The sequence below is a fragment of the Acidithiobacillus sp. YTS05 genome (assembly GCF_024396695.1).
GTDB lineage: Bacteria > Pseudomonadota > Gammaproteobacteria > Acidithiobacillales > Acidithiobacillaceae > Igneacidithiobacillus > Igneacidithiobacillus copahuensis.
Map to the genome: position 1 here is coordinate 1,206,741 of NZ_CP094359.1, position 25,956 is coordinate 1,232,696.

Consider the following 25,956-nt stretch of genomic DNA (forward strand, 5'->3'; position numbering starts at 1 on the left):
TCCATGGGATCCTTCTATAGGTAAGATCTACAATATTGATGGAGATTGTTCGGGGCCCACTGCGCGTTGTCAAGCGCTAGCAATCTCATTCTTGATATGCCGCCGCATCGGTAAGATCTGCTGACGAATGACGCCCGATAGCGCGCAGCAGCAAGGTGATGAGGATGGCAAACAAAAAGTTGAGGAGCAGGGCATACAAACCGATGTAGCCCGGAATGGTCCAGCCAAAGAAATGAAGCGCGTAACCGGATTTCTGGAAGCCCGTCAAGGATGCTGCCCAGATGGCCCAACCCAAAGCAATGGCCCAGGCGATGAGTAGGGCGCGGGGATCAAACCAGCGCGTGTAGATGCCGCTGACGATGGCCGGCAGGGTTTGTAAAATCAGGATGCCGCCCAGGAGCTGTAGCTGGATGGCAAAATGGGTAGGCAGTAGCAGAATGAAGAGCAGGGCCCCAAATTTCACCATCAGCGATACCAGCTTCGCCATTTGCGTTTCGCGCCTGGCATCGCAGTCGGGGCGGAGGTAGGCGCGATAGATATTGCGGGTGAACAGATTGGCAGCGGCAATGGACATGATGGCTGCCGGAACCAGAGCGCCAATGGCCACCGCGGCAAAGCCGATCCCGACAAAATAATCCGGGAAATAGCGTAACAGCAGACCGGGCATGGCGAACTGCGGTCCATATCGATGAAAGTAGGGCGCGAGCGCCGGATTGTCGGGTAAATTTGCCGCATAGGCCATGTAACCGAGCAAAGCGATCAGACCCAGCACAAACGAATAGGCCGGCAGAAAGATCCAGTTGCGGCGTAAGGTTTTGGGGCCTTTGGCAGAGAGCACCGCCGTGGTGGCATGCGGGTAGAGCATCAGCGCGAGGGCAGACCCGAGAGCCAAGGTCAGATAAAAGGACTGCGTGCCAAAATTTCCGGAGTGGATGGGCGGCAGATAGAGATGCTCGGCGGGAACCGCCGCAAAGATCTTGCCAAAGCCGCCCAGCTTCCACGGCACGACAATGATCAGAGCGAGCACGGTGATATAGACCAGCAGATCCTTGACCACGGCAATGGAGGCCGGCGCGCGCAGACCACTGGTGTAGGTGAAAGCCGCCAGGACCACAAAAGCGATGATCAGGGGAAGCTCCCCGACAATACCGTGGCTGGGAAAACCGAGGCCGCCAATCACGACTTCCACACCCACCAATTGCAGGGCGATGTACGGCATGGTGGCGACGATGCCGGTCAGGGCAATCACCAGGGCCAGTGCTGGACTATCATAACGGGCGGCGACGAAGTCCGCGGCGGTGATGAAATTGTGATGTTTGGCAATGACCCAAAGCCGGGGCAAAACGGAAAACACGAGCGGGTAGACCAGTACCGTGTAGGGGAGGGCAAAGAAACCCAGGGCGCCGGCGCCGAATACCAGGGCTGGTACAGCAACGAAGGTGTAGGCGGTATAGAGGTCGCCACCGATGAGGAACCAGGTGATCCAGTTACCAAAGCGGCGCCCGCCCAGTCCCCATTCGTGCAGATGCCCGAGATCACCGCGTTGCCAGCGGGCGGAAAGGAATCCCAGCACTGCAATCAGCACGAAGAGAGCGACAAAAACGATGGTGGCGGTGATGTGCATAGAATCAGCCCCGCCGTTCCACACGTCGCCAGGCGAGGTAGAGGAAGAAACCGGAAAGGGGCACCCACAGGATCTGCCACCAGTAAAAAAACGGAATCCCAAACAGAACTGGGGTGGCGCGGTTATAGAGGGGCACCGCCAATACTGCAATGCACGGTATCGATAGATACAGAACTCCCCAAAATCCCAGCCCTGCCGCTTTTCTTTTCATACCGCCTCACTACTGCGTCACAGAGTGGCGAAGCATAGCAAAGAATTGAGGTTGTGCTCAGTCCCTGCGCGCCGCGAGGCGGAATTCAGAGTTGTTACTCGTGAGCAAGACGTCATAGCCCCAGAGCCGTTGAATAAGCTCGAGGGTAGACTGCGCGTCCTTTTCGGAGAGGGGCGTTGCGTCCAGATGATGCAACTCGAGATGTCGATCTCCCCAGCGGTCAACCTTGTCGATCACAATGCTGGGCGGGCGACTGCTCTCCGCAACTTGTTGGGCGAGGCGTTCCCGAATTTCTCGGTAGCCCGCATCGTCATGAATGGCGGTGATCCGGTAGGACTCGCTTTCCGGATCATTGTGCAAGGCAAAGAGATGCAGGTCGCGAATGACCTTGGGCGAGAGGTATTGCAGGATAAAACTGTCATCGCGAAATTCTCGCATGGCGAAGAGGATCTGTTTTTTCCAGTCTGGATCGCCGGCAAAGGAAAAAAAGCGCCGGTCTTCTTCCGTGGGGGCGACGCAGATTCTTTGGATATCGCGAAAAATGGCAAAGCCCAAGGCATAGGGATTGATCCCGCTATAGCGGGGATCGTCGTAGTCAGGCTGAAAAACCACTGCCGTATGACTGGCGTAAAACTCCAACAGGCTGCCGTCGGTAATTTGTCCGGTCTCGTGCAGGCGGTGCATGATGTAATAATGCACAAAACAGGCAAAGCCTTCATTCATGATCTTGGTTTGCCCTTGCGGGTAGAGATACTGATTGATCTTGCGTACGATCCGCAAGATTTCACGCTGCCAACTGGGCATCTGTGGCGCATTTTTTTCGATGAAATATAACAGGTTTTCGGTAGGTTCCGCCGGAAATCGCGATTCCTTCTCCGGTCGCTCAGAGCTGCTGGATGGGGGCAGGGTGCGCCAAATCTCGGAGAGCTGCTGCTCCAGGTAGCGTTCCCTTTCCTGCCGGCGCATTTCTTCCTCGCGCGCGGAGAGTTTGCGCGGCCGGCGTGCGCGATCGATGCCATTTCTGGCGATGGCATGGGCCGCGTCCAGTACCGTGCTGACTTCCGGTATACCGTAGCGTTCCTCACAGGCAGCAATATAGGACTGGGCAAAACTGAGATAATCGAGAATCCCTTCGGCATCGGTCCATTGCTGAAAAAATACATTGTTTTTGAAAAAGGCATTGTGCCCATAGGCGGCGTGCGCAATGACCAGGGTCTGCATCGTCATGGTATTTTCTTCCATGAGATAACTGATGCAGGGATTGCTGTTGATGACCAGCTCATAGGCGAGGCCCATTTCCCCCCGCTTGTATTGCCCCGATTCGATCGCATGCTGTTTCCCAAATGACCAATGGGCGTAGTACACCGGCAGGCCAATGGAGGCATAGGCATCAAGCATCTGCTCGGCACTAATCAATTCGAGCTGGTTGGGATAGGTATCCAGGCCCAGTTCCTCCTGCGCGATCTGTGCGCAGGCGCGATCCACGGCATCGAGACGGGAAAAGGACCAGTCATTGTCGCTGAACAGGAGACGATTAACCATGTTCGAGTACCTGCGGTTTGGAAAAAAGTTCGCGGAACAGGGGGTAAACATCTTCCCGCTGCTGCGCGCGGGTGCAGACCATCTGCGGAAAGAATTCCGCGAGTTCCTGATAGGCCTGCAGCAAATGACTCTCGTCATCCCGGTTGACTTCCAGATAATAAAATGCCCGAAGCCGCTGCAAGAGACGGCTGGCGACTTCTTCCACTACCGCGTTGTCGGCAAAATAATTATCGCCATCGGATGCCTGTGCCAGATAGACATTCCACTCGTCGGCGGGAAACCTCGCGGTGATGATCTCTTCGGCAAGGGCCAATGCCGGCGACACCAGAGTGCCGCCGCCCTCGCGGGCAGCAAAGAATTCCTTTTCCGTGCATTCCTGGGCGACACTGTGGTGTTTAATGAAAACAATCTGGACGTTCTGATATTGTCGTTGCAAAAACAGGTACAGAAGCAGAAAGAAGCGCTTGGATAAATCCTTTCCGGTTTCCCCCATGCTCCCGGAAACATCCATGATACAGATCATGGTGGCCTGGCTGCGTGGTTGGGTATGGCGGTCCATATGGGCGAAGCGCAAATCGGAATCGTCGATGAAAGGCACTGCCCGAATTTTGCGCTGCAATACGGCGATTTGCGCATCTATGTCGCGTAGGTGTTCCTCTTCGATGCTTACGTCACCCTGCTGTTGCTTTCGTGCGGCAATGTCTGCCAGCAATTGTTCCCGTTCTTCCTGTAATGCCTCCAAGGCGCGCCGTTTGCCAGCGCGGAGGGCCAGCCGTCGTGCGCGGGCAGCACGCATGGTGCGCGCAACATGCATGCGCGAGGGGCTGCCGTCACGCACGAAGCCACTGCGTCGCCACTGCTCCGCCTTGATCTCGCCGCCAGTACCTTGGCGCAGGTTGGGCAGGGAGAGACCATCGAAGAGCAGATCTAGAAATTCGTCTGGCGAGAGCAAGACACCGAGGGCATCCTCGCCCTCACCGTCGGGCGCCCCTTCGCGACCCGCTTGACCGCCGCCCCCTCCCTTGGGAATCTCGTCGCCCCGTTGGAAGCTCTTATTGCCGGGCAACACGCGATCCCAACTGCCGTTGGCGGAATCATGGCGAAAGCTGGGCTCGTGCAGGTCGTTGGCGGGAATGACAACCGCCTTGTCACCTTTACTGAGAGACTCGATGGCGCCGGATCGGCCCATTTTTTCAACCGCTTCTTGCAGGCGCCCGCGTACTCGCCGTTGCAGTCGTTCTCGATTGGCATTGGAACGTGATCCGGAGAGACGACGATCAATGATGCTGCTCATGCAGAATCCCCCCGAGCCCGATCATGGGCTCAGTGATGTTTGCGGTACCGCATGTACCAGTCGACCAGGAGGCGTACCTGCTTTTCGGTATAGCCTTTGGCGGTCATCCGGCTGACGAAATCCTGATGTTTGCGCTCTTCCTCGGACGAGCTTTTCTTGCCGAAGGAAATCACCGGCAGAAGATCTTCCGTATTGGCAAACATTTTTTTCTCGATCACCGAGCGCAGTTTCTCATAGCTGGTCCACGCCGGTCCGACGCCATCATTGGCCGCTTTGGCGCGCAGAACAAAATTCACCACCTCATTGCGAAAGTCCTTCGGATTGACAATCCCTGCCGGCTTTTCGATTTTTTCGAGCTCCTCATTGAGCAAGGATCGATCCATCAACTGACCGGTGTCGGGATCGCGGTATTCCGTGTCTTGCAACCAGAAGTCGGCATACTGGATGTATCGGTCGAAAAGATTCTGTCCATACTCACCATAACTTTCCAGGTACGCCTTTTGGATTTCGAGACCCAGAAATTCCGCATAGCGGGGCGCCAGTTCGGTCTTTAAAAATCCGATATAGCGGCCTTCGATGTCCTCGGGAAATTGCTCCAGACGAATCTGGGTTTCCAGAATGTGGAGCAGGTGCACGGGGTTGGCGGCGACTTCATCCGCGTCGTAGTTGAAAGTGCGGGACAGGATTTTATAGGCAAAGCGGGTGGAAATCCCATCCATGCCTTCGTCCACCCCCGCCGCATCGCGATATTCCTGCAGACTTTTGGCCTTGGGGTCTTTGTCTTTCAGGCTTTTGCCGTCATAGATCTCCATTTTGGACCACAAGCTGCTGTTGCCGGGTTCCTTCAATCGGCTCAACACAGAAAAGCGCGCGAGCATGTCCAGGGTATCCGGGGCGCAGGGCGCACTTCCCAAGGCACTGTTTTCCAGCAATTTATGGTAGATTCGGGTTTCTTCGGTAACCCGTAGGCAGTACGGTACCTTGACGATGTATACCCGATCAAGAAAGGCCTCGTTGCGGCGATTATTGCGAAAAGCCGACCACTCGGATTCGTTGCTGTGGGCAAGGACAATGCCCTGGAAGGGCATGGCACCGAAACCCTCGGTACCATTGTAGGTGCCTTCCTGCGTGGCGGTCAGCAGGGGGTGTAACATTTTGATCGGCGCCTTGAACATCTCGACAAATTCTAAAACCCCCTGGTTGGCGACATTGAGGCCGCCGGAGTAGGCGTAGGCATCGGGATCGTCCTGCGAAAAGTCCTCGAGCTTGCGGATATCCACCTTGCCGACCAGGCTGGCGATATCCTGATTGTTCTCATCCCCGGGCTCGACCTTGGTAATGCCAATCTGGTGTAGCTGTGAAGGCATCAAGCGGTGGACGGTGAACTTGCGAATGTCACCGCCAAATTCGCGCAGGCGTTTGGCCGCCCATGGGGACATCACCCCTTGCAGGGCGCGTCTGGGGATACCGAAACGGTCCTCCAGAATCTCTCCATCTTCTTGGGGATCGAAGAGGCCAAGCGGGGACTCGAAGAGCGGCGAGACCTTGCCATCAGCGGCAAGGCAGTAGATTGGGTGCTTTTCCATGAGGCTTTTCAGGCGTTCCGCCAGAGACGATTTGGCGGCACCGACAGGACCCAGCAGATAAAGGATCTGCTTGCGTTCTTCCAGACCTTGGGCGGCGTGGCGAAAATAGGCCACCAGATTCTCGATGGCGTCTTCGATACCGTAGAAATCTTCGAAGGCGGGATAGGTGAGGAGCTTGCGATTGAGGAAGATCCGGGCCAGGCGGGGGTCCGCCTGGGTATCCAGTACCCTGGGTTCGCCAATCGCCGCCAGCATCCGCTCGGCCGCGCTGGCATAGGTCAATGGCTCTTTGGCGCAGAGGGCAAGGTACTCATCCAGAGAAAGGATACTCTCCTGCTGACGCAAGAAACGCTCTTGATACTTGTCGAACAGACTCATCTGCCACTCTCCTTGCCCGTGGGCTTATGGCAACCAGACTACTCCTTAGACGTCGGGATGGAAGCAACGTTTCCTCATCTCTCCGCTTCGTCAGTGGTTCAGCATATCTTGTGCCAGACAGCTTGCACCGCAAGTGGACCCCATTATTGGGCATTGTTGTCTTTGCGAAGTCCTGAGGAAGCTGGTTCTGTGCGTTGTTGGACAGTTTGTGATGTTTTCTGCGCCAAAACTGTGCGCCCCTGGACAATATCTGCACCAATCAGGTGCAGCTGGCGAGCAGTAGCCGCCCAGTTTCCAGAATGGCGTTATTGATCGCTATCCCGTTCTCTGGGCAAGTACTCCGGACGCCGTCGGATTTCGCGATACTCGGCGCGGATGCTGCCATCTTCATGCAGGTCGCGCCGACTACGCAAGCGCCAGCGCCGCCAAGTCAGCCAGAGACTGCCAACGACTAGCGCCAGCGCGAAAAGCGCGGCGAAAATGGCAAAGAAGAGGATGGCGACAACGAGCAGGACGGCAACGCCGGCAGTGATGCCGAGCTTTTGCCACCAGGTCAGATTTTTTGTGCTGACGATACGTACTTGCATTGCGCCCCCTCGGATGGATTCTGTATTTGGGACCGTGGCGGAGGGGAATCGTTCCCTCGGTACCGACAAGATCAGTGCATACGATGGCGAAAGAGCCAGCTCGCTGCCGCCATGGAGGCGAGAGCGATCAGTGCCAGAGGCCAATACTGGTTCCAGAGCAGGGAGATGTTGTCCCCCTCGAGAAAGACTCCGCGCACGATCACCAGAAAATAGCGCATGGGATTGAGATAGGTCAGGTCCTGCACCAATGGCGGCATGTTGGCGATGGGGGTGGCAAAACCGGAAAGGATGATGGCGGGCACCAGAAACAGGAATACTCCGAGCAGGCCCTGCTGTTGCGTCAGGGACAACGACGAAATCATCAGTCCGATACCCACGGCGGCCAGCAGGAACAGCAGGAGACCCAGTGCCAGAGCGGGGATGCTGCCGAGCAACGGCACCTGGAACCAGAACACTGCCACCAGACTGATGAAGGCAGCCTCCAACGCACCGATGATGATACCGGGTAGAGCCTTGCCCAGGAGGATCTCTCCCGGCGTCAGCGGGGTGACCAGCAATTGATCAAAAGTCCCCTGTTCCCGTTCCCGCGCGACCGAAAGACCGGTTACCAGGAGCGTTACCACCAGGGTCAGGAGGGCGACGATGCCAGGGACGATGAACCATCGGGACAAGAGGTTGGGGTTGAACCAGGCACGCACCACCAGTTGCGCCGGTGGGCGACCCCATTGCTGCGCTGCCGCCCAACGATTGTCGAAGGATAGCAGCACACTATTGACATAATTTAACGCCAGGGTGGCGGTATTGGAATTGCGCCCATCGATGATCACCTGCAGCGGGGCCTGCTGGTGGCGTAACAGGTCGGCGGTAAAGTTGGGACCGATCTGCAGCACCAGCAGGGCCTTCCCTTGCTCGATCAAAGGGGCGATCTGCCCGGTGCTATGGAGCACGGCGACTTGGCGAAAGGCATGGGAGCCCTGAAAATCGCCGAGCAATTCCCGTGACGCAGAACCCGTATCCTGATTGTAGACGGCATAGGGGATGTGGTTTAGATCGAAAGTCGCCGCATAACCAAAAACCAGCAGCTGGATGAGGGGCGGGCCGATGAGCACCAACCGGCTCTTTTTGTCGCGCAGGATGGCAAGGAACTCCTTGATGACGAGCGCCCAGATTCGTGCCAGCATCAGTCCAGTCTCTTGCGCGAGCGCAACAGTGTGATACCCAGAAAAAACATCGCCATCAGCAGCAAGGCGAGGCTGTTCCAGAGGACGATAGGCCAGACATCGCCGGCCAGAAAGATCGTCTGCAGGATGCTCACAAAATAGCGGGCGGCAACGATGTGCGTTATGAACTGGATGGGCGCGGGCATCGACTGGATATCGAAGATGAAGCCCGAAAGAATGAAAGCAGGCAGAAAGGTGACGATGATGGCGATTTGCCCGGCCACGAATTGATTGCGGGCAACGCTCGAGATCAGCAGGCCCATGCCCAGCGCCGCCAGCAGAAAGAGCGATGAACAGAGCAACAACACCCAGAAGCTCCCGACCAGCGGTACGGCGAACAGCCAGACGGCGAGCGCCACCGAGAGTAGCATGCCGCCCATGCCGAGCAGAAAATAGGGAATCAGCTTGCCCAGAAGGATCTCCGCCATGGTCACCGGGCTTGCCATCAGCGCCTCCATGCTACCGCGCTCCCATTCCCGGGCCACTACCAGGGCAGTCAGCAGTGCCCCGGTGAGGGTCATGATGACAGCGATCAGGCCGGGTACCAGATAGTCGCGGCTCCGCAGGGCGGGATTGAACCAGATCCGGCTTTCCACCCGAACGGGGACCAGCAAAGGCTTTCCAGCATCTGCAGCGGTCTGTTGCAGCCAATTCTGCCAGACCCCCTGCAGATAGCCTTCTACGATGCGCGCATCATTGGCATCGACGCCGTTGACCAGAACCCCGATGCTCGCGGTGTTTCCCTGCAGGACCTGGCGGCTGAAGTCCCCACGCAGCCAGAGGATGGCGCTGACCTGGCGGTCGAGGAGGGCGTGCTGGGCACGCTGTATGCTGTCATATCGTTGTGGGCGAAAATACGGCGACTCCTGTAGACCGCCAACGAAGGCGCTAGTCTGCGGGGTTGGATGGTCGACGACCACGGCCACCGGTACATGCCGGGCGTCCAGTGACACCCCATAGCCAAACAAAAACAGCAAAAACATGGGCATGAGAAAAGCGATGGCGATGGCCGACGGATCGCGCAGGATCTGGAGAAACTCCTTGTGGATCAGTGCCCGCAGGCGCTGGAGACTCATGAAGCCCTCCGGATCTGGCTCTCGTGCGCTTCGATCAGTCGAATGAAGGCGTCTTCCATGCTGGGACTGGGATGTTCAGCGTCCCGCGCCTGGCTGCGAATCTCCTCCGGACTGCCTTGGGCGAGGACTTCTCCCAGGGACATCAGAATCAGGCGGTCACAGTATTCGGCTTCTTCCATGAAGTGGGTGGTGATCAGTACGGTGACCCCTGCTTCCGCCAGGCCAGTGATGCGCTGCCAGAACTCCCGACGGGCCAGGGGATCGACGCCGGAGGTGGGCTCATCAAGGAAGAGGATAGGAGGGCTGTGCAACAGGGCGCAGGCCAGGGCCAGACGTTGCTTGATGCCCAAGGGCAGTTCGTCGACGTTGACGTTGGCATAGTCGTGCAACTGAAATTCCTGTTGAGCCCAGTCGATTCGCTGGCGGCGTCGGCTACTGCGCAAGCCGTAGGCCGCCGAGAAAAAGGCCAGATTCTGCGCACAACTCAGGTTGCCATACAGAGAGAATTTCTGCGACACGTAGCCAATGCGTGCCCGCGCCTGACTGCTCGCGCGACGCATATCCACACCGGCAACGCGCAAGCTGCCCGAGGATGCCGGTAACAAGCCGCAGAGCATGCGGAAGGTCGTCGTCTTGCCGGCGCCATTGGCCCCCAGCAGGCCAAAAATCTGTCCTTTTTGCACCTGGAAGCTAGTACCTTTGACGGCCGCAAAGGAACCGAAGAATTTCCCGAGATCGTGCACATCGACTACGGTTTCCGGGGTTTCTGCCCGGCTTGCTGGCCTGCCGTCGGCGGGCGTCTGATTGGGGGGCTCGGCATGGTAGGCCTCGTTTTCTTGTGGGTCGCTCAGTAAATCCACAAATGCGTCGGCAAAGGCCGGTTCGACGGCTTGCCATCGCTCGCCTTCCGCTGCTGCCGCCGCGCCGCTCCGACAGAGTACCCGTACGCCCTCGGCGAGAATGCGGGCATCCTGTACCTCGGGCCGGGCTTGCAACGCCTCGCGTAGTTGCCGTTTGCTGCGAAATTCGTCAGTTACCAGATAACAGCGTCCCTGCAAGGGCGCGCTGAGGGCCTTGGGGGTATCCTTTTTGAGGAGTTTGCCCTGATGCAGCAAGATGATCTCGTCACAACGCTCCGCTTCATCGAAATAGGCCGTACTCAGGAAGATCGTCACCCCCTTGTCACGCAAGCCTTGGACGATCTGCCAGAGTTCGCGGCGCGCGATGGGGTCGACGCCGACGGTGGGTTCATCCAGTAACAGCAGACGTGGCGCGCGCAGGAGTGCACAGGCGAGACCAAGCTTCTGCTTCATGCCACCGGAAAGGGCCCCTGCACGGCGTGTCCGAAAGGGGCCGAGGGCGGTCAGTTTCAGCAAGTCCTGTTGTCGGGTGCTGGCATCCTCTGGACGAATTTCCTGCAGGTTGGCATAGAGGTCCAAGTTCTCCTGCACGGTAAGATCTTCGTACAGCCCGAAGCGCTGCGGCATGTAGCCGATTTCCTGCTGCAGGCTATGGCCCTGGCTGCCGAGGTCCGCACCCAGGACCGTCACGACCCCGCCATCCGGCCGCAGTAAGCCTGCCGCCAGACGCAGCAAGGTCGTCTTGCCGGCTCCGTCTGGCCCTACCAAAGCGGTGATGGTGCCGGGAACCAGGCCAAGGTCGATTTGGTCAAGGGCCTGCACACGCTGTGAACCGCGGGCAAAGCTTTTGCTAACCGCACGAAAAAGCAGGGGGGTATCGGCCGCGGCCACGCTTTATTCCCCGCAAGGATGCGCAGAGAGCGTTTGCGGCGGGTTGTTGCTCAGGGCAATCTGAACGGTTACCGGCATACCCAGACGCAGGCGATGCTCGGGATTGCAGGCATAGACCCGTACGCGATAGACCAGTTCGGTGCGCAACTCCGTGGTTTCCACGGTTTTGGGGGTAAATTCTGCTGTCGGGGAGATGAATCCTACCCAACCCGGGAAACGCTTGCCTGGAAAGGAGTCACTTTCGATCCAGGCTTGCATCCCAAGGCGCACCTGCCCCAGGGACTGTTCGGGGAGATAGGCACGCACCCAGACTGGATTGTCCAAAGCCAGGGAAAATGCCGGGTTACCAGGCGCAACCATGTCGCCCTCTTCCAAAATGCGGTCTTGAATCACACCATCGGCTGGCGCATAGAGCTTGGTGTCATGCAGTTGTCGCTTTGCCAGCGCCAAGGCGGCCTGGTCTGCCTGCAACTGGGCGCGGGCGGCAGCGATATCCTCCGCGCGTGGCCCCTTGATGGTCATGACCAGGGCCTGTTGGCTTTGTTCCAGATTGGCCCTTGCTGACTTCAGCGCTGCGGCGGCATTGTCAGAACTTTGTTTGGAGACGTACTGCTCCTTGGCCAGAGCACTTTGCCTCTGCCAGACCAATTCTGCATTCTGCAGTGTCGCTTGCGCAGCCGCCACCCGTGCCCGAGCCTCGGCAATCTCTTCCGGTCGAGAGCCGGCCAAAAGTCTGGCCAGTACCTGTTTCTGCGCGCTCAGCAAAGCTGTGTCCCGATCCACGACATCCTGATAGCGCGTGGGATCGAGTGCTGCCAGCAGTTGACCGTGCTTCACTCGATCGCCTTCCTGAACCAGAAGGCGCTGAATGCGACCACTGTCATCAAAGGCCACCTGTACCTGGCGAATGTCCACATTTCCATACAGGGTGATGTGGTCGGTAGGGGCTGGACTGCGGTGGAGGAAAAAGAAGGCAATCGCTGCCCCTGCGATCAGCAGAATGATCAGAAGAATCAGGCGCTTCTTGTTGCGGATCATGAAGGTATTCCTTTCTCCAACGCAGTGGGGCGTACGACCGGGCGGCCATGGGTAGATCCCAAGTGCCAATCAAGGAGCAAGAGGGAGAGTCAAGCCATTAACGGCAACCGATGAAAGTATACAAACATCTCAGATGCGCGACCAAGCAGTTTTGCAGACGGCTGTCTGCACAAAACCGGTAGCATTATGGGAATGACAGATCAGAACAGATTCCGTCAGCCTCCGCTTGGTTCGGTTCCAGGCACAAGATAGGTAGGCTCCTGGTCGACAGGCATCCCGGCCAGCTCCTCCGCGCTCATGCGCGCATAGATCTCTATCAAGTACCCCGTTGGATCGCGCAGCCAAAGTTCGTGCAAAGGAGTGCCGCGCCAGGTGCTGCGCGGTGGCTTGACGATCTCCGCGCCAGCGGCCAGGGCACGATGATAGCTCTTGATCACCGCGGCTCGATCTGGCACTCCCAAACCCAGGTGGTAGAGGCTGTAGGTGTCGAGGGCGTTATCCCGGTCATTGACCAGGATGACAAAATTCAGATGCAGGTTCGGCACCAGGAAAGTGCTGAAGCGCTCCTTCCGATCCTTGGGCTCCACTCCAAACAAGTGGGTATAGAACTCCGTGCTGCGTGCCAGATCAGCTACACGAATGCTGATATGAAACTCCAGGCTGCCAGGAACTATGGCTTCCATCATTCATGTTCTCCCAGTCGTCCAATGTTGGCCAGCTCGGAGCGTAGTATCGCCGGGTCTTTGGCCAGCAGTTCAGCAATCGGCAGCGCCAGCAGGGCCTCGATGCGCAGCCGCAAAATCTCATACGCCTTGCGAAAAGCAGCTTCGATTTCTGCCTCTGTACCTACTGCCTTTGCCGGATCTTCTACCCCCCAATGGGCGCGCGGGGCCGGCCCTAGGTAGGCGGGGCAGGTTTCCCCTGCGGCGCTGGCACAGACGGTGATGACGATATCGGGGGTAGTTACCAGATCGTCCCAGGACTTGCTGGAGAGGCCTTCGGTAGAAAAGCCTTCCTGCTGCAGTAGAGCAATGCTGCGTGGATGGACGTAGCCCGTCGGGTGGCTGCCGGCGCTGACGGCATGCAGGCGGCCGTGCGCGAGGCCGTTGAGAATGGCTTCGGCGAGAATGGAGCGGCAAGAGTTGCCGGTACAGAGGAACAGAATTTCAGGAACAGACATTTTGGAGGCCCCCAGGCAAAGATCAACGGCTGCAACTTTGGGTACCGCGACAACAATTTTCGGTGAGATAGGCAATCAGCTCGCGGATTTCTGGCATGCGCGCACGATAGCGCTGAAAACGCCCCTCGCGCTGCACACTCACCAGCCCTGCATGCTGCAGGCTTTTGAGGTGAAAGGAGACGGCATTTGGCGCCTGGATGATGCGCTCGGCAATTTCGCCAGCTACCAGGCCCTCGGGCTCCTGCTCTACCAATACACGAAAGATCTCCAGGCGCTGTGGCGAGGCCAGGGCGTCGAGCTGGGCAACGCGTCGTAGAAGTTCTTCGGAGCTGTCCGTCATCAGGTAATGCGCACTTTACGATTCAATGATATTCGTAGTATTGACAGATATCCGCGTATCGTCAAGACTCTGGTTCTCTGTTTTTATCCTGACGAGGTAGCGCATGCTGGCGCTTGGTATCTTCCTACTCACGCTGATCCTGGTCATCTGGCAGCCACGAGGGCTGAACATTGGCTGGACTGCGTTGGGCGGTGCAGCCCTGGCGCTGGCGACGGGCGTGATTCAGTGGCGGGACATTCCCATCGTTTGGGGAATCACCTGGGATGCCACCTTTACCTTCGTCGCCCTGATCATCATTTCCCTGCTCCTCGACGAGGCTGGTTTCTTCCATTGGGCCGCCCTGCATGTGGCGCGCTGGGGAGGGGGGCGAGGGCACCGGCTATTCCCCTTGATTATTCTCCTTGGAGCTCTCATTGCGGCGATCTTTGCCAATGATGGAGCGGCCTTACTGCTCACGCCCATCGTGCTGGCCATCCTCCTGCAACTCGAATTCAGTCCGGCGGCGACCTTTGCCTTTGTTATTGCTACTGGTTTCGTTGCGGATACTACTAGCCTGCCGCTGATGATCTCGAATCTGGTCAATATCGTCAGCGCCAATTACTTCGACATCAGCTTTGATCGTTATGCATTGGTGATGGTACCGGTGGACATCGTTGCCTTTCTCGCCACGCTTCTGGTATTGACGCTGGCATTTCGCCGGCAGATCCCGGCGCGCTATGGTACGGCTCATCTGCCCGAGCCGCGTTCCGCTATTCGCGATCCCCTGCTTTTTCGTGCCAGTTTCCCCGTGTTGCTGCTGCTATTGCTGGCTTACTTCATCACGGCGCAGTGGAATATCCCGGTGTCCGTGGTTACCGTGGCTGCGGCGCTGGTCTTGCTAACGGTGGCGGGGCGCTGGTGGCGCGGTGGGGCTGGCGCAGAGATCTCGGTGCGCAAGATTCTCTGGGAAGCACCGTGGAAGATCGTGGTTTTTGTGCTCGGCATGTATCTGGTGGTCTACGGTCTGCGCAATGCCGGGCTTACACAGTTGTTGGCGCAGGTCCTGCAGTGGCTGGCTGGGCAGGATCAGATCACCGCGACCCTGGGCACCGGCTTTCTCGCCGCGGCCCTGTCTTCGGTAATGAACAACATGCCGGCGGTCTTGGTTGGCGCCCTGAGCATTCATCAGACAGGTCTCGCGACCAGTCATCCACAGATTCACGAGGCGATGGTCTATGCCAACGTCATCGGCTGCGACCTCGGCCCCAAATTTACCCCCATCGGTAGCCTTGCTACCCTTCTCTGGCTACACGTACTGGACCGCAAAGGCGTCCATATCGGCTGGGGCCAATACATGAAAGCGGGCCTGCTCCTGACGCCGCCGGTATTGATCATGACCCTGCTTGCTCTGAGCGTCTGGCTGCACTGTTTGGGCGGATAGGGGCGATCCCTGCGCTACACAGAAACCAGCAGAAGCTGGAGCTGTTTCCAAAATAGCGCAAATGCTTGACGATTGTCTGGGCCGATCTTGCGTTGGGATAGGGCGCGATCGGCATAGAGCAGGCCGATGACCTTGTCTTGAAAGTGCACCGGCGCCGAATATCCGCCCGAGCCTTCCAAAAAATGGCTGCCGGATTCGTTTTCCTGCAAGCGTAACGGCAGGAATCCGCGAGTGACCAGGCGCAGAGCCTCATCCTCTATAATGGGGGTCTGAGAAAATGCTTGCCGTGTAGCGCCTGTCTGCAGTCGGGGCCGCCAGCCATCGCTTTGTCGGACCAAAAAGGCGCAACGATCAAAACCTCCACCGCGGTGAATCCCGTCCAAAACCGTTTGCAACAGCGTTGGCAGATGGGCTCCCGTTACTGGCAAGGCATGTAGATCAGCAAGAATCTGGACCTGCACCGTCGCGTCCGCCTCACTCCACTGCGGCACAGGGCCTGGTCCGTGATCACCGCTCAACCATTGTGGCGGGATCAAGGACAACGTTCGCTGCCGGTGTTCCTTCAAAGAACGGAGCAGGGCCGGGGTACGCTGTTGAAAAACGGAATTCAACCGCTGCATCCGCTCCTGCAGTGCCGGATAGCGGTTTTCCTCCTGCAGTCGCAACCAAACCTTGGCCTCCTCCAATAGATCAATCTGCGCAACAGGGGACAATTGATAGAAGGATTCGAGGCCCAACTGTTGCAGTAAGGACCGATCCAGTTCTTCAAAAGGAAAGCCCAGTACCTGGCGAGCTGCTTCCGCGGAACTGAGACCTTCCTCTATCTGCGCCAGTACCTCCGCAGCCTCGGGTCCACCTGCGCACCAGAAGGTGATTTGGCCAATATAGTGTAACAAGCCAGCCAGGAAATGCTGTTCTTTTTCACCACCAACCTTTTCCGCCAGAAACTCCGATTGTGCCGCCAGCTCCAGACTTTTTCGGAGAAGATCCAAAACCTGCGCCTGGAACTTCGCCTGGACCGTGTTTTCTAGAATCAATGCGGAGAAACAAAGTAGGCGAACGCGCTCCAGCCCAAGGATGAGGATCGCCTTGGGAATGGTGAGAATGCGCTGCGAGTTCGGATTGAAAGCCACAGAATTGACCATCCGCAAGACCAGCGAAGAAAAAGCAGGGTCACGGCTGATCAATTGGCCGATCTCCGTCAAAGAGCGCGACTCGTTCTGCGTTGCAGCCAATAGCCGCTGTACCGTTGCACCAAACAAGGGCAGTTCTTGCTGGGTTAGTTGTGCCGCCCAGTCCTGGACACTACGTTTATGCAAGAACTCTCTCCTTCCAGCTGTTCGTCCCAAAAGAATGTTTGGCTTTAGTTAGGCGTTATGGGCCGGGCGCGCAAGCATCCACGAGCTGTACTTGCTTGCACACGCGCTGGCGACGCTCCGTTTTCGCATCATCCGGCGAATTGTTGCCCGTAAGGTGGGGAATACAGTCGAACCGATGGGGGCAATTCACCATGGCTCCTGTAGCAATTTTCCGAGTGGCAAAGGCCAGGTACGCCTTCCCTGTTGGCGGGTGCGGGGAAATCTGATAGTGTCCGCAATCGAAGAGGAGATGATTTTGTCACTGGCAAGGGTAAGCAAGCGTTTCATGGAATTCCTCGTAACTCATTGAGTAAATATTGGATATTGAAATTTATGGGTGAATTCCAGCCTCTCCTCCAGATTCCGCAGCATAGTTTTCTCTATGGCGACAAAGATCGGTCCCCTCGCAGTGGTAGGTGATGAACCCCGTCAGGCCCGGAAGGGAGCAGCGGCAGTCACTGATCCAGGTGCCGGGGTGTGGCTGGTTGGCGTCGCCTCCCTATTGATCGACTGATGGCTGGCGTTTACCAAGCCTTGGCGCGACGCTGGCGACCGCAATCCTTTGCCGACTTTGTCGGCCAGGAAACGGTGGTCAAGTCCCTGCGTCATGCCCTGGATAGCGGGCGTCTGCATCACGCCTTTTTGTTTACGGGTACGCGCGGAGTGGGCAAGACCACCCTGGCGCGCCTGCTGGCCAAATGCCTGAATTGCGAGCGAGGCGTCAGCAGCGAGCCTTGCGGCGAGTGCAGCGCCTGTAAGAGCATTGTTGCTGGAAGCTTTGTCGACCTGCTCGAAGTGGACGCCGCCAGCCGTACGCGGGTGGATGAAACCCGCGAGCTGCTGGATAACGTGCAGTATGCCGCGACCAATGGGCGCTACAAGGTCTATCTCATCGACGAAGTTCACATGCTTTCCACCCACAGCTTCAATGCCCTGTTGAAGACCCTGGAAGAGCCCCCCGAGCATGTAAAGTTTCTCTTGGCCACCACAGATCCGCAGAAGATCCCGGCGACCATCCTGTCGCGTTGCATCCAGTTCCATCTGCGCCGCCTTGAAGCGCCCCTGATCGTGCAGCGGCTGCGCCAGATCCTCGTGGCTGAGGGAGTAGAGGCTGCGGATGATGCCCTGGAGGCCCTCGCGCAAGCCGCAGATGGCAGCTTGCGCGATGCCCTGAGTCTGACCGATCAGGCCATTGCCCAAGGCGGCGGGCGGGTGGACGGCGACACGGTTACTGCCATGCTCGGTCTCTGTCCTGGGGAGGTCGCCACGAGTTTTCTCATCGCCCTGCTGCAGCGCGACAGCGGCCAAGTCTTTGCGTTGCTGCGCGAACAGCAGGCGCTGGGGCAGGACGCCGCCGCGCTACTGGATGCCATCATTGAGGAGCTGCATCGCTGCAGTCTGGCGCAGTGGCTTCCGGAGCAGCGCGGGGCCTTGGCAGCGCAGTTGCGTGATCTCGTGCAACAGGAATCCCCCCTGCTGCTACAGTCCTGGTACCACATTCTTCTTACGGCGCGGCGGGATTTTTCCTTATATCCCAATCCGCGTATGGCCATCGAGATGGCTCTGCTCCGTCTTCTCGTCTTCCTGCTTCCCGAAGGGCCGCCAGAGAGAAGCAAGAACGTGGCCGAGCCGAGAGAGCCGAATCCTGTCGCAGCAACGCGAGGTGCCGCGGCCGATTTGCCAACCGATAATCGGGCAACAGCGCCCGCGGCCAAACTGTTGCCCACGCCAGAGGCGGTAGAACGCGAAGAGGCGCCGGAAGGACGCGCACCGGAGGCTCCGCTCCTGCATGCCGATCCGCAACGTGCCTGGGAAGAGCTTCTGCCCAAGCTGTCCTTGAGCCCTTCTCTGCGCGAATTTTTACGGCACAGTCGGGCACTGCGTTGTGATCGGAGCGCTCTGGAACTCGCCCTCGATCCTGCCTATGAGTCTTTGCTGCGTAAAGAGGAGGGTACTCTGCGCACGGCTTTGCAGAATCACTGGCAGGCCGCCACGGATCTGCGGCTGACGCTACTGGATTCCAGTGCGGCGAAAGGGACTCTGGCGCAGGAGGCGACGGCGCGCGAACAGGCGCGGCGGGCGGAGATCGAGGCGCGCGCCCTGGCCGACCCGCGTCTCAAAGAGTTTCAAGAGGTCTTGCAGGCGCGGGTACTGCGGGTAGAGATCATGGATCAGGCGAGCAATTCTTAGTGGAGGAACAGCGATGATGAAAGGTGGCTTGGGCAATATCATGAAGCAGGCGCAGCAGATGCAGGAGCGTCTGCAGCAAGTACAGGAAGAGCTGGCGCACGTGGAAGTGCAGGGGCACGCCGGCGGCAATCTGGTGGAAGTGACCATGACCTGCCGTAACGATGTGCGGCGCGTACGGATCGACGCCTCCCTGCTCGAAGATGGCGACAAGGAAATGTTGGAGGATCTGGTCGCTGCTGCGGTCAATGACGCCCTGCGGAATGCCGAGAAAACCAGTTCGGAACGGCTCGCCACCGTCACTGGCGGTATGAACATCCCGGGTTTGAACCTGCCCTTCTGAGCGATGGCGGGTAGCACTCCCTCCCTGGACAAGATCGTTGCCCTGTTGCGACGTCTGCCGGGCATCGGTCCGCGTTCAGCACAACGGATCGCCCTCGATCTGTTGCTGCGCAAACGCGAGTTGATGCCCCAACTGGCACTGGCCCTGCAACAGGCCCACCAGGCCATCCGCCACTGCGAGCGCTGCAACAATCTCTGCGAGGATGCGCTGTGTTCCATTTGCAGCAGCGGGCGACGCGACCGAACCATCCTTTGTATTGTCGAATCGCCGGCAGATTTGCTGGCCATCGAGGATTCCGCAGCCTATCAGGGAGAGTACTTTGTGCTCATGGGGCACCTTTCGCCGCTGGATGGCATCGGTCCAGACGCCCTGCATCTCGATCTGCTGGAGAAACGTTTGGCGGAGGAGGGGCTGCAGGAGGTGATTTTTGCGACCAACTCTACCCTGGAAGGGGAGGCAACGGCACAATTCGTGGCTGCGCTGGTGCCGGAGGGACTACGCGTGACGCGCATCGCGCGCGGCATTCCCATGGGGGGAGAACTGGAATATCTGGATCGCAGCACTCTGGGGCGCGCCGTACAGGGACGCGCTGCCCTGGAATCATAAGACCCTTGCAACCATAAGAAACGTATCACAATACCGTAGAAACGACGACGAGGAAGAGATCGATGATCACTGCATCTGGGCCCTTGCCCGGGGATAATGTCTTTTTTCTGTTGATGGGGGCCATCCTGGTCTTCGCCATGCACGGTGGTTTCGCCTTTCTGGAGCTGGGCACCGTGCGCCGACGCAGCCAGGTCAATGCGCTGGTCAAGATCCTCAGTGATTTTGGGATCTCCACCATCGTCTATTTTTTCATCGGCTATCACATTGCCTACGGCATCAGCTTCTTCGGCGATGTGCAGCAACTCACCGGTAGCGACCAGGGTTTTGCCATGGTGCGCTTCTTTTTTCTGCTCACCTTTGCCGCAGCGGTGCCGGCGATCATTTCGGGGGGCATTGCCGAGCGGGCGCGCTTTGTGCCACAACTGATGGCAACCGCGTTCCTGGTGGGGCTGGTGTATCCCTTCTACGAGGGTATCGTCTGGAATGGAAATTATGGCATTCAGGCGTGGTTTACCCACCAGTTTGGCGCACCATTTCATGATTTTGCCGGCTCGGTGGTGGTGCATGCGGTGGGTGGCTGGATGGCCTTGATCGCGGTCTGGCTCTTGGGCCCGCGCCGTGGCCGCTATGGCCGTGACGGTAGCATTCATCCCATGCCGCCTTCCAATATTCCCTTCCTGGCGCTGGGCTCCTGGATTCTGATCATTGGCTGGTTTGGCTTCAATGTCATGAGCGCGCAGCAGCTACAGGCAGTGCAGGGCTTGGTGGCGCTCAATTCCCTGATGGCCTTGGTGGGCGGGATGCTGGCCGCCCTGGCCCTGGGCAAGGGAGACCCGGGTTTCGTGCATAATGGCGCGTTGGCGGGTCTGGTGGCCATCTGTGCCGGCTCGGACGTGGTGCAACCGATTGGCGCGCTCGCGATTGGCGCCATCGCCGGTGCTATCTTTGTCTACCTTTTTACCTTTGTGCAGCATCGCCTGCGTCTCGACGATGTGTTAGGCGTCTGGCCTCTGCATGGTGTTTGTGGTGCCTGGGGCGGCATTGCCGTCGGCATCTTTGGCCTGCGTGCCCTGGGGGGTGCCGGCGGCGTCAGCATGGTTTCGCAGATTCTCGGTACGGCGCTCGGTCTTGCCATTGCTATGCTTGGTAGTCTCCTGGTCTATGGTCTGCTACGCAAATCGGTCGGCATTCGCCTGGATGAAGAAGACGAATATCTGGGACCGGATCTGGCGATCCATCATGTCAGCGCCTATCCTGAGGAAGACATTCAGAAGGCCTGAGGACCATGCCCATGCATCGCGATCTGCTGCCGGAAAATCTCCCCGCCCTGTCCAAGCGTCCCCTTGCCGCGCACAAAGGCAACTTTGGCCATGTCTATGTCCTGGGCGGCAGCCCGGAGATGGGCGGTGCCCTGAGCCTTGCGGCCCTGGCAGCCTACCGCGCCGGCGCCGGCCTCGTCACCGGCATTGGTCATCCCCAGTCGCAGATCTATCTTGCCGTGCATCTGCCAGAAGCGACCTGGATGGATTGGCCACCGCGCCTTGCCAGCCGTCTGCCGGACCATGCGGTTCTTGCTCTAGGGCCGGGACTGGGCCAGGGCCTGGCCGCCCACGATCTCGTCCGTGAGGCGGGCGGACTGCAGCAGCGGCAGATCTGGGATGCCGATGCCCTGAATATCCTCGCCCGCATTGGGCCGGATATCCTGCGCGGAGCGGCCGAGAGGATCTTCACGCCGCACCCGGGGGAAGCCGCTCGCCTGCTGCGCACCACTACCACGACGGTGCAGACCGACCGGGAGGCGGCGATTGCCGAGCTGGTACAACGCTACGGAGGTGTCTGGGTACTCAAGGGGGAAGGCACCCTCGTGAGTGACGGCAGTCTGCTCGGACGTTGCCCCTGGGGTAACCCCGGCATGGCCACCGGCGGCAGCGGTGACGTCCTCACCGGTCTTATCGCCGGTCTTTGGGCACAGGGCTTGAATGCGGCTGGGGCGGCGGGCCTTGCGGTCTGTATTCATGCTCGGGCCGGCGACCTGGCAGCAGACGAACTCGGTGAGGCGAGCCTGTTGGCGCGGGATATCCTGGCGCAGATCCCGCGCGTATTGCAAAACTGGAGTGCCACTTGAAGAAAGAACAAGAGTTGCGCGATTGGGATCGCCGGCATTTTTGGCATCCTTTTACGCAGATGTCCTGCTGGGGGGATGACGATCCCTGGATCATTGCGCGTGGCGAAGGCAATTATGTCTATGACATCCGCGGGCGCAAGGCCCTGGATGCCATTGCCAGCCTCTGGTGCAACGTCCACGGCCATCGGCACCCGCGTCTGGATGCCGCATTGCAGGCGCAGTTGCAGCGGGTGGCGCACACGACGGTCCTGGGCGCCAGTCATCCGCCGGGTATCCGTCTGGCGAAGGGTCTTACGGAGATTGCTCCTGCGGGACTCGAGCGGGTGTTTTTTTCGGAAGACGGCGCCGAGGCGGTGGAAGTGGCGGTCAAGATCGCGGCGCAATATTGGCAAAATCTGGGGCGCAAGGACAAGCGCCGATTTCTGTCGGTAGATGACGCCTATCATGGCGATACTGTTGGTGCCAGTTCGCTGGGCGGTTTTCCGCTCTTTCATGGGGTCTATGGCCATCTCCATTTCCCGGTGGAGCGCCTGCCCAGCCCGTGGTTGCTGCAGCAACGACTGCAGGGCGATGCCGAAGCCGCCTGCGCAAGCTGGTTGCAGTCGCTGGAGGATAGGCTTCGGAAAAGCTCGCGCGAGATCATCGCCCTGATTTTGGAGGGAGGAGTGCAGGGCGCAGCGGGTATCCTGCCCTATCCGCGGGGGATTCTGGCAGGCGCGGCAGAGCTTTGCCGCCGCTATGAGGTACTATTTATCGTCGATGAAGTCGCTAGCGGCTTTGGCCGTAGTGGTAGCCTGTTTTATTGCGAGCAAGAAGGCGTCCGTCCTGACCTGCTGGCGCTGGGCAAAGGGATCAGCGGCGGCTATCTGCCCCTGGCGGCCACTCTCGCACAGGAACAGATCTATGCGGCCTTCCTGGCCCCCTTTGGCGAGGCCAAACAGTTTTATTACGGCCATACCTATACCGCAAATCCCCTGGCTTGTGCCGTAGCGCTGGAAAACCTGGCCCTTTTTGCCGAAAACGACTTGCTCAGCTCGGTCCGTGCGCGCATCGCGCAGCTGCAGCAAGGATTGCAGCGCTTCGCCGGGATGCCATTTTCGGCAGCGCCCCGGCAGTTTGGCCTGATGGCGGCTGTCCCCCTGCGCAATCCGCAGGGCGGCAATGCCTATCCCTATGGCGACCGGCGCGAGTACGCTGTCTGTCGGCGGGCGCGCGAGGCGGGTGTCTATCTGCGTCCGCTGGGCGACAGCATTGTCATCGTGCCCCCACTTTCGGTGACAGCCGCAGAAATTGACCTTATCCTGCGGGTATTGCAAGACAGTATGGCTGAGGAAACTGCGGCATGAAAAATATCAGTACGCTGATGACGACAGAGGTGATTTCGGTGCGGGAGAGCGACGGCGTGGAGGAGGTCGGCAAGAAGATGTTGACCTCTGGGCACCACAGTCTGCCGGTCATCGACGCAAGTGGCCGTGTGACGGGGATCATCACGGAACGCGATCTGATCGATGCCCACCGGCAGGTGCATCTACCCACGGTGATTTCGATTCTGGACAGTGTAATTCCCATCTCTGGCATGCATGAATACAGCGAAGAATTGCGCAAGGTCACCGCGGTCGATGCGCGGGGGCTGGCCACCAAGAGACATCTGCAACTGGCGCGCCCGGAAGAGAGCCTCGATACGGTGGCCGACCGGATGTTCGAACATCAACTGCACGCCCTGCCGGTGGTCGATGCGGAAGGAAAACTGTTGGGGATGATCAGCCGTTCCGATATCCTCCGGGGTCTCCTGTCCCCATCATGATCCGGGAACTGCCCGATCTGGCGGCTACCGAGGCTTGGGCGCAGGGCTTTGCCGGTCTGAAGCCGATCCCGGGAGTGATGTATCTGCAGGGAGATCTCGGGGCGGGAAAGACCGCCCTGGCGCGCGCCCTGATCCATGCCCTGGGCTACAGCGCCGTGGTCCGCAGTCCCACCTATACCCTGGTAGAGGAATATGACACCGCTGCGGGGACGGTACTGCATCTGGATCTGTATCGGCTCGTAGAGGCAGAGGAGTTGGAATATATCGGTCTGCGCGATTATCTGCAGAAAGATGCCCTGTGGCTGGTGGAGTGGCCGGAGCGCGCCCTGGCGTACCTGCCGCCCGCCGATCTGCGGATCGAGATGGCGCTGGCAGCGGCGGGAGCGCATCGCTTGGAGGCCGAAGCCTTGAGCGCACGCGGCAGCGAATGGCTGGCGGCTCTCACCGCGGCGTCCGAGAGCTTGGCTGAGCATGCCTGAGACGCGACGCCGGGTGCAGGTGATGAGTCCGCAACTGGCAGACCGCATAGCCGCGGGGGAGGTGGTGGAACGTCCTGCTTCCGTGTTGAAAGAGCTCATCGAAAACAGCCTCGATGCCGGCGCGCGGCACATCGATGTGCTGATCGAAGGGGCGGGCATCGAGCTGCTCGAGGTGCAGGACGATGGCATTGGTATCGAGGCGGAAGACCTACCGTTGGCCCTGTCACGCCACGCCACCAGCAAACTCTACGATGACGGGGAGCTCGAGCAGATCCATAGCTTTGGCTTCCGCGGGGAGGCCCTGCCGGCCATTGCCTCTGTCGCGCGCCTGGAAATCACCAGTCGGGCAGTTGGGGCGAATGCGGCGCGGCATTTACGTCTGGCAGCGGGCATTCTCGAGGAAGATACTCCCGCAGCGCGGGCGCCTGGCACCACGGTGCGGGTGGAAGATCTGTTCTACAATGTGCCAGCGCGGCGCAAATTTCTGAAGGCCCCCGGCACCGAACTCGGCCGTATCCAGAAACTCTGGCGTCAGCTCGCCCTCAGCGCCTTTCCGGTGGATCTGCGCCTGCAACAAGGAAAGCGCTTGTTGGCGCAGTATCCAGCGGCCCTAAGTGAGGCCGATCAGGACGCGCGGGTGGCGGCCATCCTTGGCGAGGAATTCTTGCGTAACGCCTTGCGTTTTGCACAGGAAAATAATGGCTGGCGACTCTGGGGCTGGCTCGGATTGCCCAGCTTCAACCGACCCCGCGCCGACGAGCAGTATTTCTTCGTCAATGGCCGCGCGGTGCAGGACGCCGGTCTGCGTCATGCCTTGCGCTCCGCCTATGCGGATGTGTTGTATCAGGACCGCCAACCTGTCGCCATCTGTTATCTGGAGCTGCCGAGTGAGCTGGTGGATGTCAATGTGCACCCCGCCAAAACCGAGGTGCGCTTTCGCGAGGCTCGCCAGATCCACGACTTCGTCCGCCATACCCTGGCAGAAATCATCGCCGATCAGGCGCGTCCGCGGGCGCCGTACCTACCCCCTACAGAGAGGAGCGAACAGCGCTCGGGCGCGGGATTTTTCGGTACCCAGGCGCCTCTCACAGACCTTGCCGTAGGCCGGGTGCGGGAGGACTCTGGCGACGACTATTGGCAGAAACTGGTCGCTCCTGGTTTCCGTTACCCGCCGCCGCCTTCTCCTGAGTCCTCGTCATCCTCCGTTTCTGATCCAGAGGAGCTCTGGAAGGGCTATCCCCTGGGACGGGCTTTGGGGCAGATTCATCAGCGTTTCATCGTCGCGGAAAACAAGGAAGGGATGCTCCTGATCGATCAGCATGCCGCCCATGAGCGCATTCTCTACGAGCGCTTCAAGGCGCAACGGTCGACGGGACAGCAGCAAGCCCTGCTCCTGCCGCTGCAGATCGAGCTCAGCCCCGCTCAGGGCGAGCGTCTGGAGGAGCGCGCGGAATTGTTGCGTGAGGCCAGTCTCGACTGGTCGCGCAGCGGTCCCGGCAGCCTGCGCATCCACGCCTGCGCGCCGGGGTTTCCGCAGTCGGCCATTGCCGATCTGGTGGCGGATTGCCTGGCGGAGCAGGCGACCTGGCAGGCCGGGCAGGGGGATGAGCGTCTGGCGGAGATGGCCTGTCACGCCGCCATCAAGGACCATCATCCCCTAAGTCTTGCAGAAATGAATGCCCTCCTGCGGCAGCTTGAAGCAACGCCACGCTACACCCAATGCAATCATGGCCGGCCCACCATCGTCCAGTGGAACCTTGCCGAGCTCGATCGCCTGTTCCTGCGTGGACGCTGAGCTGCTGCTATC

24 protein-coding genes and 1 other RNA gene are annotated in these 25,956 nt (G+C 59.2%); 11 read left to right on the forward strand and 14 right to left on the reverse strand.

What is annotated here, in order from left to right; all coding sequences use genetic code 11:
* Nucleotides 1–85: 85 nt before the first annotated feature.
* The 13 genes from mctP to MQE22_RS06065 form a co-directional block, all read right to left on the reverse strand.
* The gene (gene mctP / locus MQE22_RS06005) at nucleotides 86–1,624 is read right to left on the reverse strand and encodes a monocarboxylate uptake permease MctP (protein ID WP_215871427.1); all 1,539 of its coding nucleotides are present in this window, start codon (nucleotides 1,622–1,624) and stop codon (nucleotides 86–88) included.
* A gap of 4 nt (nucleotides 1,625–1,628) precedes the next feature.
* Complete coding sequence (locus tag MQE22_RS06010; RefSeq protein ID WP_215871428.1) at nucleotides 1,629–1,835, reverse strand: DUF3311 domain-containing protein; 207 nt, start codon at nucleotides 1,833–1,835, stop codon at nucleotides 1,629–1,631.
* Between the two features lie 57 nt (nucleotides 1,836–1,892).
* Entirely contained in the window at nucleotides 1,893–3,377 is a 1,485-nt protein-coding gene (locus MQE22_RS06015; protein WP_215871429.1) for a SpoVR family protein, read from the reverse strand.
* Entirely contained in the window at nucleotides 3,370–4,671 is a 1,302-nt protein-coding gene (locus tag MQE22_RS06020) for a YeaH/YhbH family protein (protein WP_215871430.1), read from the reverse strand. The genes MQE22_RS06015 and MQE22_RS06020 overlap by 8 nt, the downstream gene beginning before the upstream one ends.
* Before the next feature lie 29 nt (nucleotides 4,672–4,700).
* Nucleotides 4,701–6,635 carry a PrkA family serine protein kinase gene (locus MQE22_RS06025; protein WP_215871431.1) on the reverse strand — a complete coding sequence of 645 codons (1,935 nt, stop codon included), beginning with the start codon at nucleotides 6,633–6,635 and terminating at the stop codon, nucleotides 4,701–4,703.
* 305 nt (nucleotides 6,636–6,940) lie between these two features.
* Nucleotides 6,941–7,222: a hypothetical protein gene (locus MQE22_RS06030; protein ID WP_215885785.1), complete on the reverse strand. Its 282-nt coding sequence runs from the start codon at nucleotides 7,220–7,222 to the stop codon at nucleotides 6,941–6,943.
* 71 nt (nucleotides 7,223–7,293) lie between these two features.
* The gene (locus MQE22_RS06035; protein ID WP_215871478.1) at nucleotides 7,294–8,403 is read right to left on the reverse strand and encodes an ABC transporter permease; all 1,110 of its coding nucleotides are present in this window, start codon (nucleotides 8,401–8,403) and stop codon (nucleotides 7,294–7,296) included.
* Nucleotides 8,403–9,518, reverse strand: a complete 1,116-nt coding sequence (locus MQE22_RS06040) for an ABC transporter permease (RefSeq protein ID WP_215871477.1) — start codon at nucleotides 9,516–9,518, stop codon at nucleotides 8,403–8,405. The genes MQE22_RS06035 and MQE22_RS06040 overlap by 1 nt, the downstream gene beginning before the upstream one ends.
* Complete coding sequence (locus MQE22_RS06045) at nucleotides 9,515–11,269, reverse strand: ATP-binding cassette domain-containing protein (RefSeq protein WP_215871476.1); 1,755 nt, start codon at nucleotides 11,267–11,269, stop codon at nucleotides 9,515–9,517. The genes MQE22_RS06040 and MQE22_RS06045 overlap by 4 nt, the downstream gene beginning before the upstream one ends.
* A 3-nt stretch (nucleotides 11,270–11,272) precedes the next feature.
* The gene (locus MQE22_RS06050; protein WP_215871475.1) at nucleotides 11,273–12,307 is read right to left on the reverse strand and encodes an HlyD family secretion protein; all 1,035 of its coding nucleotides are present in this window, start codon (nucleotides 12,305–12,307) and stop codon (nucleotides 11,273–11,275) included.
* A 215-nt stretch (nucleotides 12,308–12,522) separates the two neighbouring features.
* Nucleotides 12,523–12,993: a VOC family protein gene (locus tag MQE22_RS06055; protein WP_215871474.1), complete on the reverse strand. Its 471-nt coding sequence runs from the start codon at nucleotides 12,991–12,993 to the stop codon at nucleotides 12,523–12,525.
* Nucleotides 12,990–13,487: an arsenate reductase ArsC gene (locus tag MQE22_RS06060; protein WP_215871473.1), complete on the reverse strand. Its 498-nt coding sequence runs from the start codon at nucleotides 13,485–13,487 to the stop codon at nucleotides 12,990–12,992. The genes MQE22_RS06055 and MQE22_RS06060 overlap by 4 nt, the downstream gene beginning before the upstream one ends.
* A gap of 22 nt (nucleotides 13,488–13,509) precedes the next feature.
* Nucleotides 13,510–13,827: an ArsR/SmtB family transcription factor gene (locus tag MQE22_RS06065; RefSeq protein ID WP_215871472.1), complete on the reverse strand. Its 318-nt coding sequence runs from the start codon at nucleotides 13,825–13,827 to the stop codon at nucleotides 13,510–13,512.
* Between the two features lie 103 nt (nucleotides 13,828–13,930).
* On the opposite strand from MQE22_RS06065, the gene MQE22_RS06070 reads away from it, so the two are divergent.
* Entirely contained in the window at nucleotides 13,931–15,247 is a 1,317-nt protein-coding gene (locus MQE22_RS06070) for an arsenic transporter (protein ID WP_215871471.1), read from the forward strand.
* 14 nt (nucleotides 15,248–15,261) lie between these two features.
* Here MQE22_RS06070 and MQE22_RS06075 read toward each other — a convergent pair whose 3' ends face one another.
* Complete coding sequence (locus MQE22_RS06075) at nucleotides 15,262–16,566, reverse strand: HDOD domain-containing protein (protein ID WP_215871470.1); 1,305 nt, start codon at nucleotides 16,564–16,566, stop codon at nucleotides 15,262–15,264.
* A 432-nt stretch (nucleotides 16,567–16,998) separates the two neighbouring features.
* Here MQE22_RS06075 and ffs point away from each other — a divergent pair.
* The 10 genes from ffs (at nucleotide 16,999) to mutL (ending at nucleotide 25,944) form a co-directional block, all read left to right on the forward strand.
* Nucleotides 16,999–17,095, forward strand: an RNA gene (gene ffs, locus MQE22_RS06080) — signal recognition particle sRNA small type.
* Nucleotides 17,083–18,795 (forward strand): DNA polymerase III subunit gamma/tau, encoded by a 1,713-nt coding sequence (gene dnaX / locus MQE22_RS06085; protein WP_255790250.1) that lies wholly within the window; start codon nucleotides 17,083–17,085, stop codon nucleotides 18,793–18,795. Before ffs ends, dnaX begins: the two co-directional genes overlap by 13 nt.
* A 13-nt stretch (nucleotides 18,796–18,808) precedes the next feature.
* Entirely contained in the window at nucleotides 18,809–19,135 is a 327-nt protein-coding gene (locus MQE22_RS06090; RefSeq protein ID WP_215871469.1) for a YbaB/EbfC family nucleoid-associated protein, read from the forward strand.
* A 3-nt stretch (nucleotides 19,136–19,138) separates the two neighbouring features.
* Nucleotides 19,139–19,741, forward strand: a complete 603-nt coding sequence (recR, locus tag MQE22_RS06095) for a recombination mediator RecR (protein WP_215871468.1) — start codon at nucleotides 19,139–19,141, stop codon at nucleotides 19,739–19,741.
* 62 nt (nucleotides 19,742–19,803) lie between these two features.
* Nucleotides 19,804–21,021 (forward strand): ammonium transporter, encoded by a 1,218-nt coding sequence (locus tag MQE22_RS06100; protein WP_215871467.1) that lies wholly within the window; start codon nucleotides 19,804–19,806, stop codon nucleotides 21,019–21,021.
* A gap of 11 nt (nucleotides 21,022–21,032) precedes the next feature.
* Nucleotides 21,033–21,866 (forward strand): NAD(P)H-hydrate dehydratase, encoded by an 834-nt coding sequence (locus MQE22_RS06105; RefSeq protein ID WP_226830582.1) that lies wholly within the window; start codon nucleotides 21,033–21,035, stop codon nucleotides 21,864–21,866.
* Complete coding sequence (bioA, locus tag MQE22_RS06110) at nucleotides 21,863–23,212, forward strand: adenosylmethionine--8-amino-7-oxononanoate transaminase (protein ID WP_215871465.1); 1,350 nt, start codon at nucleotides 21,863–21,865, stop codon at nucleotides 23,210–23,212. The genes MQE22_RS06105 and bioA overlap by 4 nt, the downstream gene beginning before the upstream one ends.
* Entirely contained in the window at nucleotides 23,209–23,670 is a 462-nt protein-coding gene (locus MQE22_RS06115) for a CBS domain-containing protein (protein WP_215871464.1), read from the forward strand. The genes bioA and MQE22_RS06115 overlap by 4 nt, the downstream gene beginning before the upstream one ends.
* On the forward strand, nucleotides 23,667–24,149 hold the full coding sequence (gene tsaE, locus MQE22_RS06120; protein ID WP_255790253.1) for a tRNA (adenosine(37)-N6)-threonylcarbamoyltransferase complex ATPase subunit type 1 TsaE: 483 nt from the start codon (nucleotides 23,667–23,669) through the stop codon (nucleotides 24,147–24,149). The genes MQE22_RS06115 and tsaE overlap by 4 nt, the downstream gene beginning before the upstream one ends.
* On the forward strand, nucleotides 24,142–25,944 hold the full coding sequence (gene mutL, locus MQE22_RS06125; protein ID WP_215871462.1) for a DNA mismatch repair endonuclease MutL: 1,803 nt from the start codon (nucleotides 24,142–24,144) through the stop codon (nucleotides 25,942–25,944). Before tsaE ends, mutL begins: the two co-directional genes overlap by 8 nt.
* The last annotated feature ends 12 nt before the right edge of the window (nucleotides 25,945–25,956 follow it).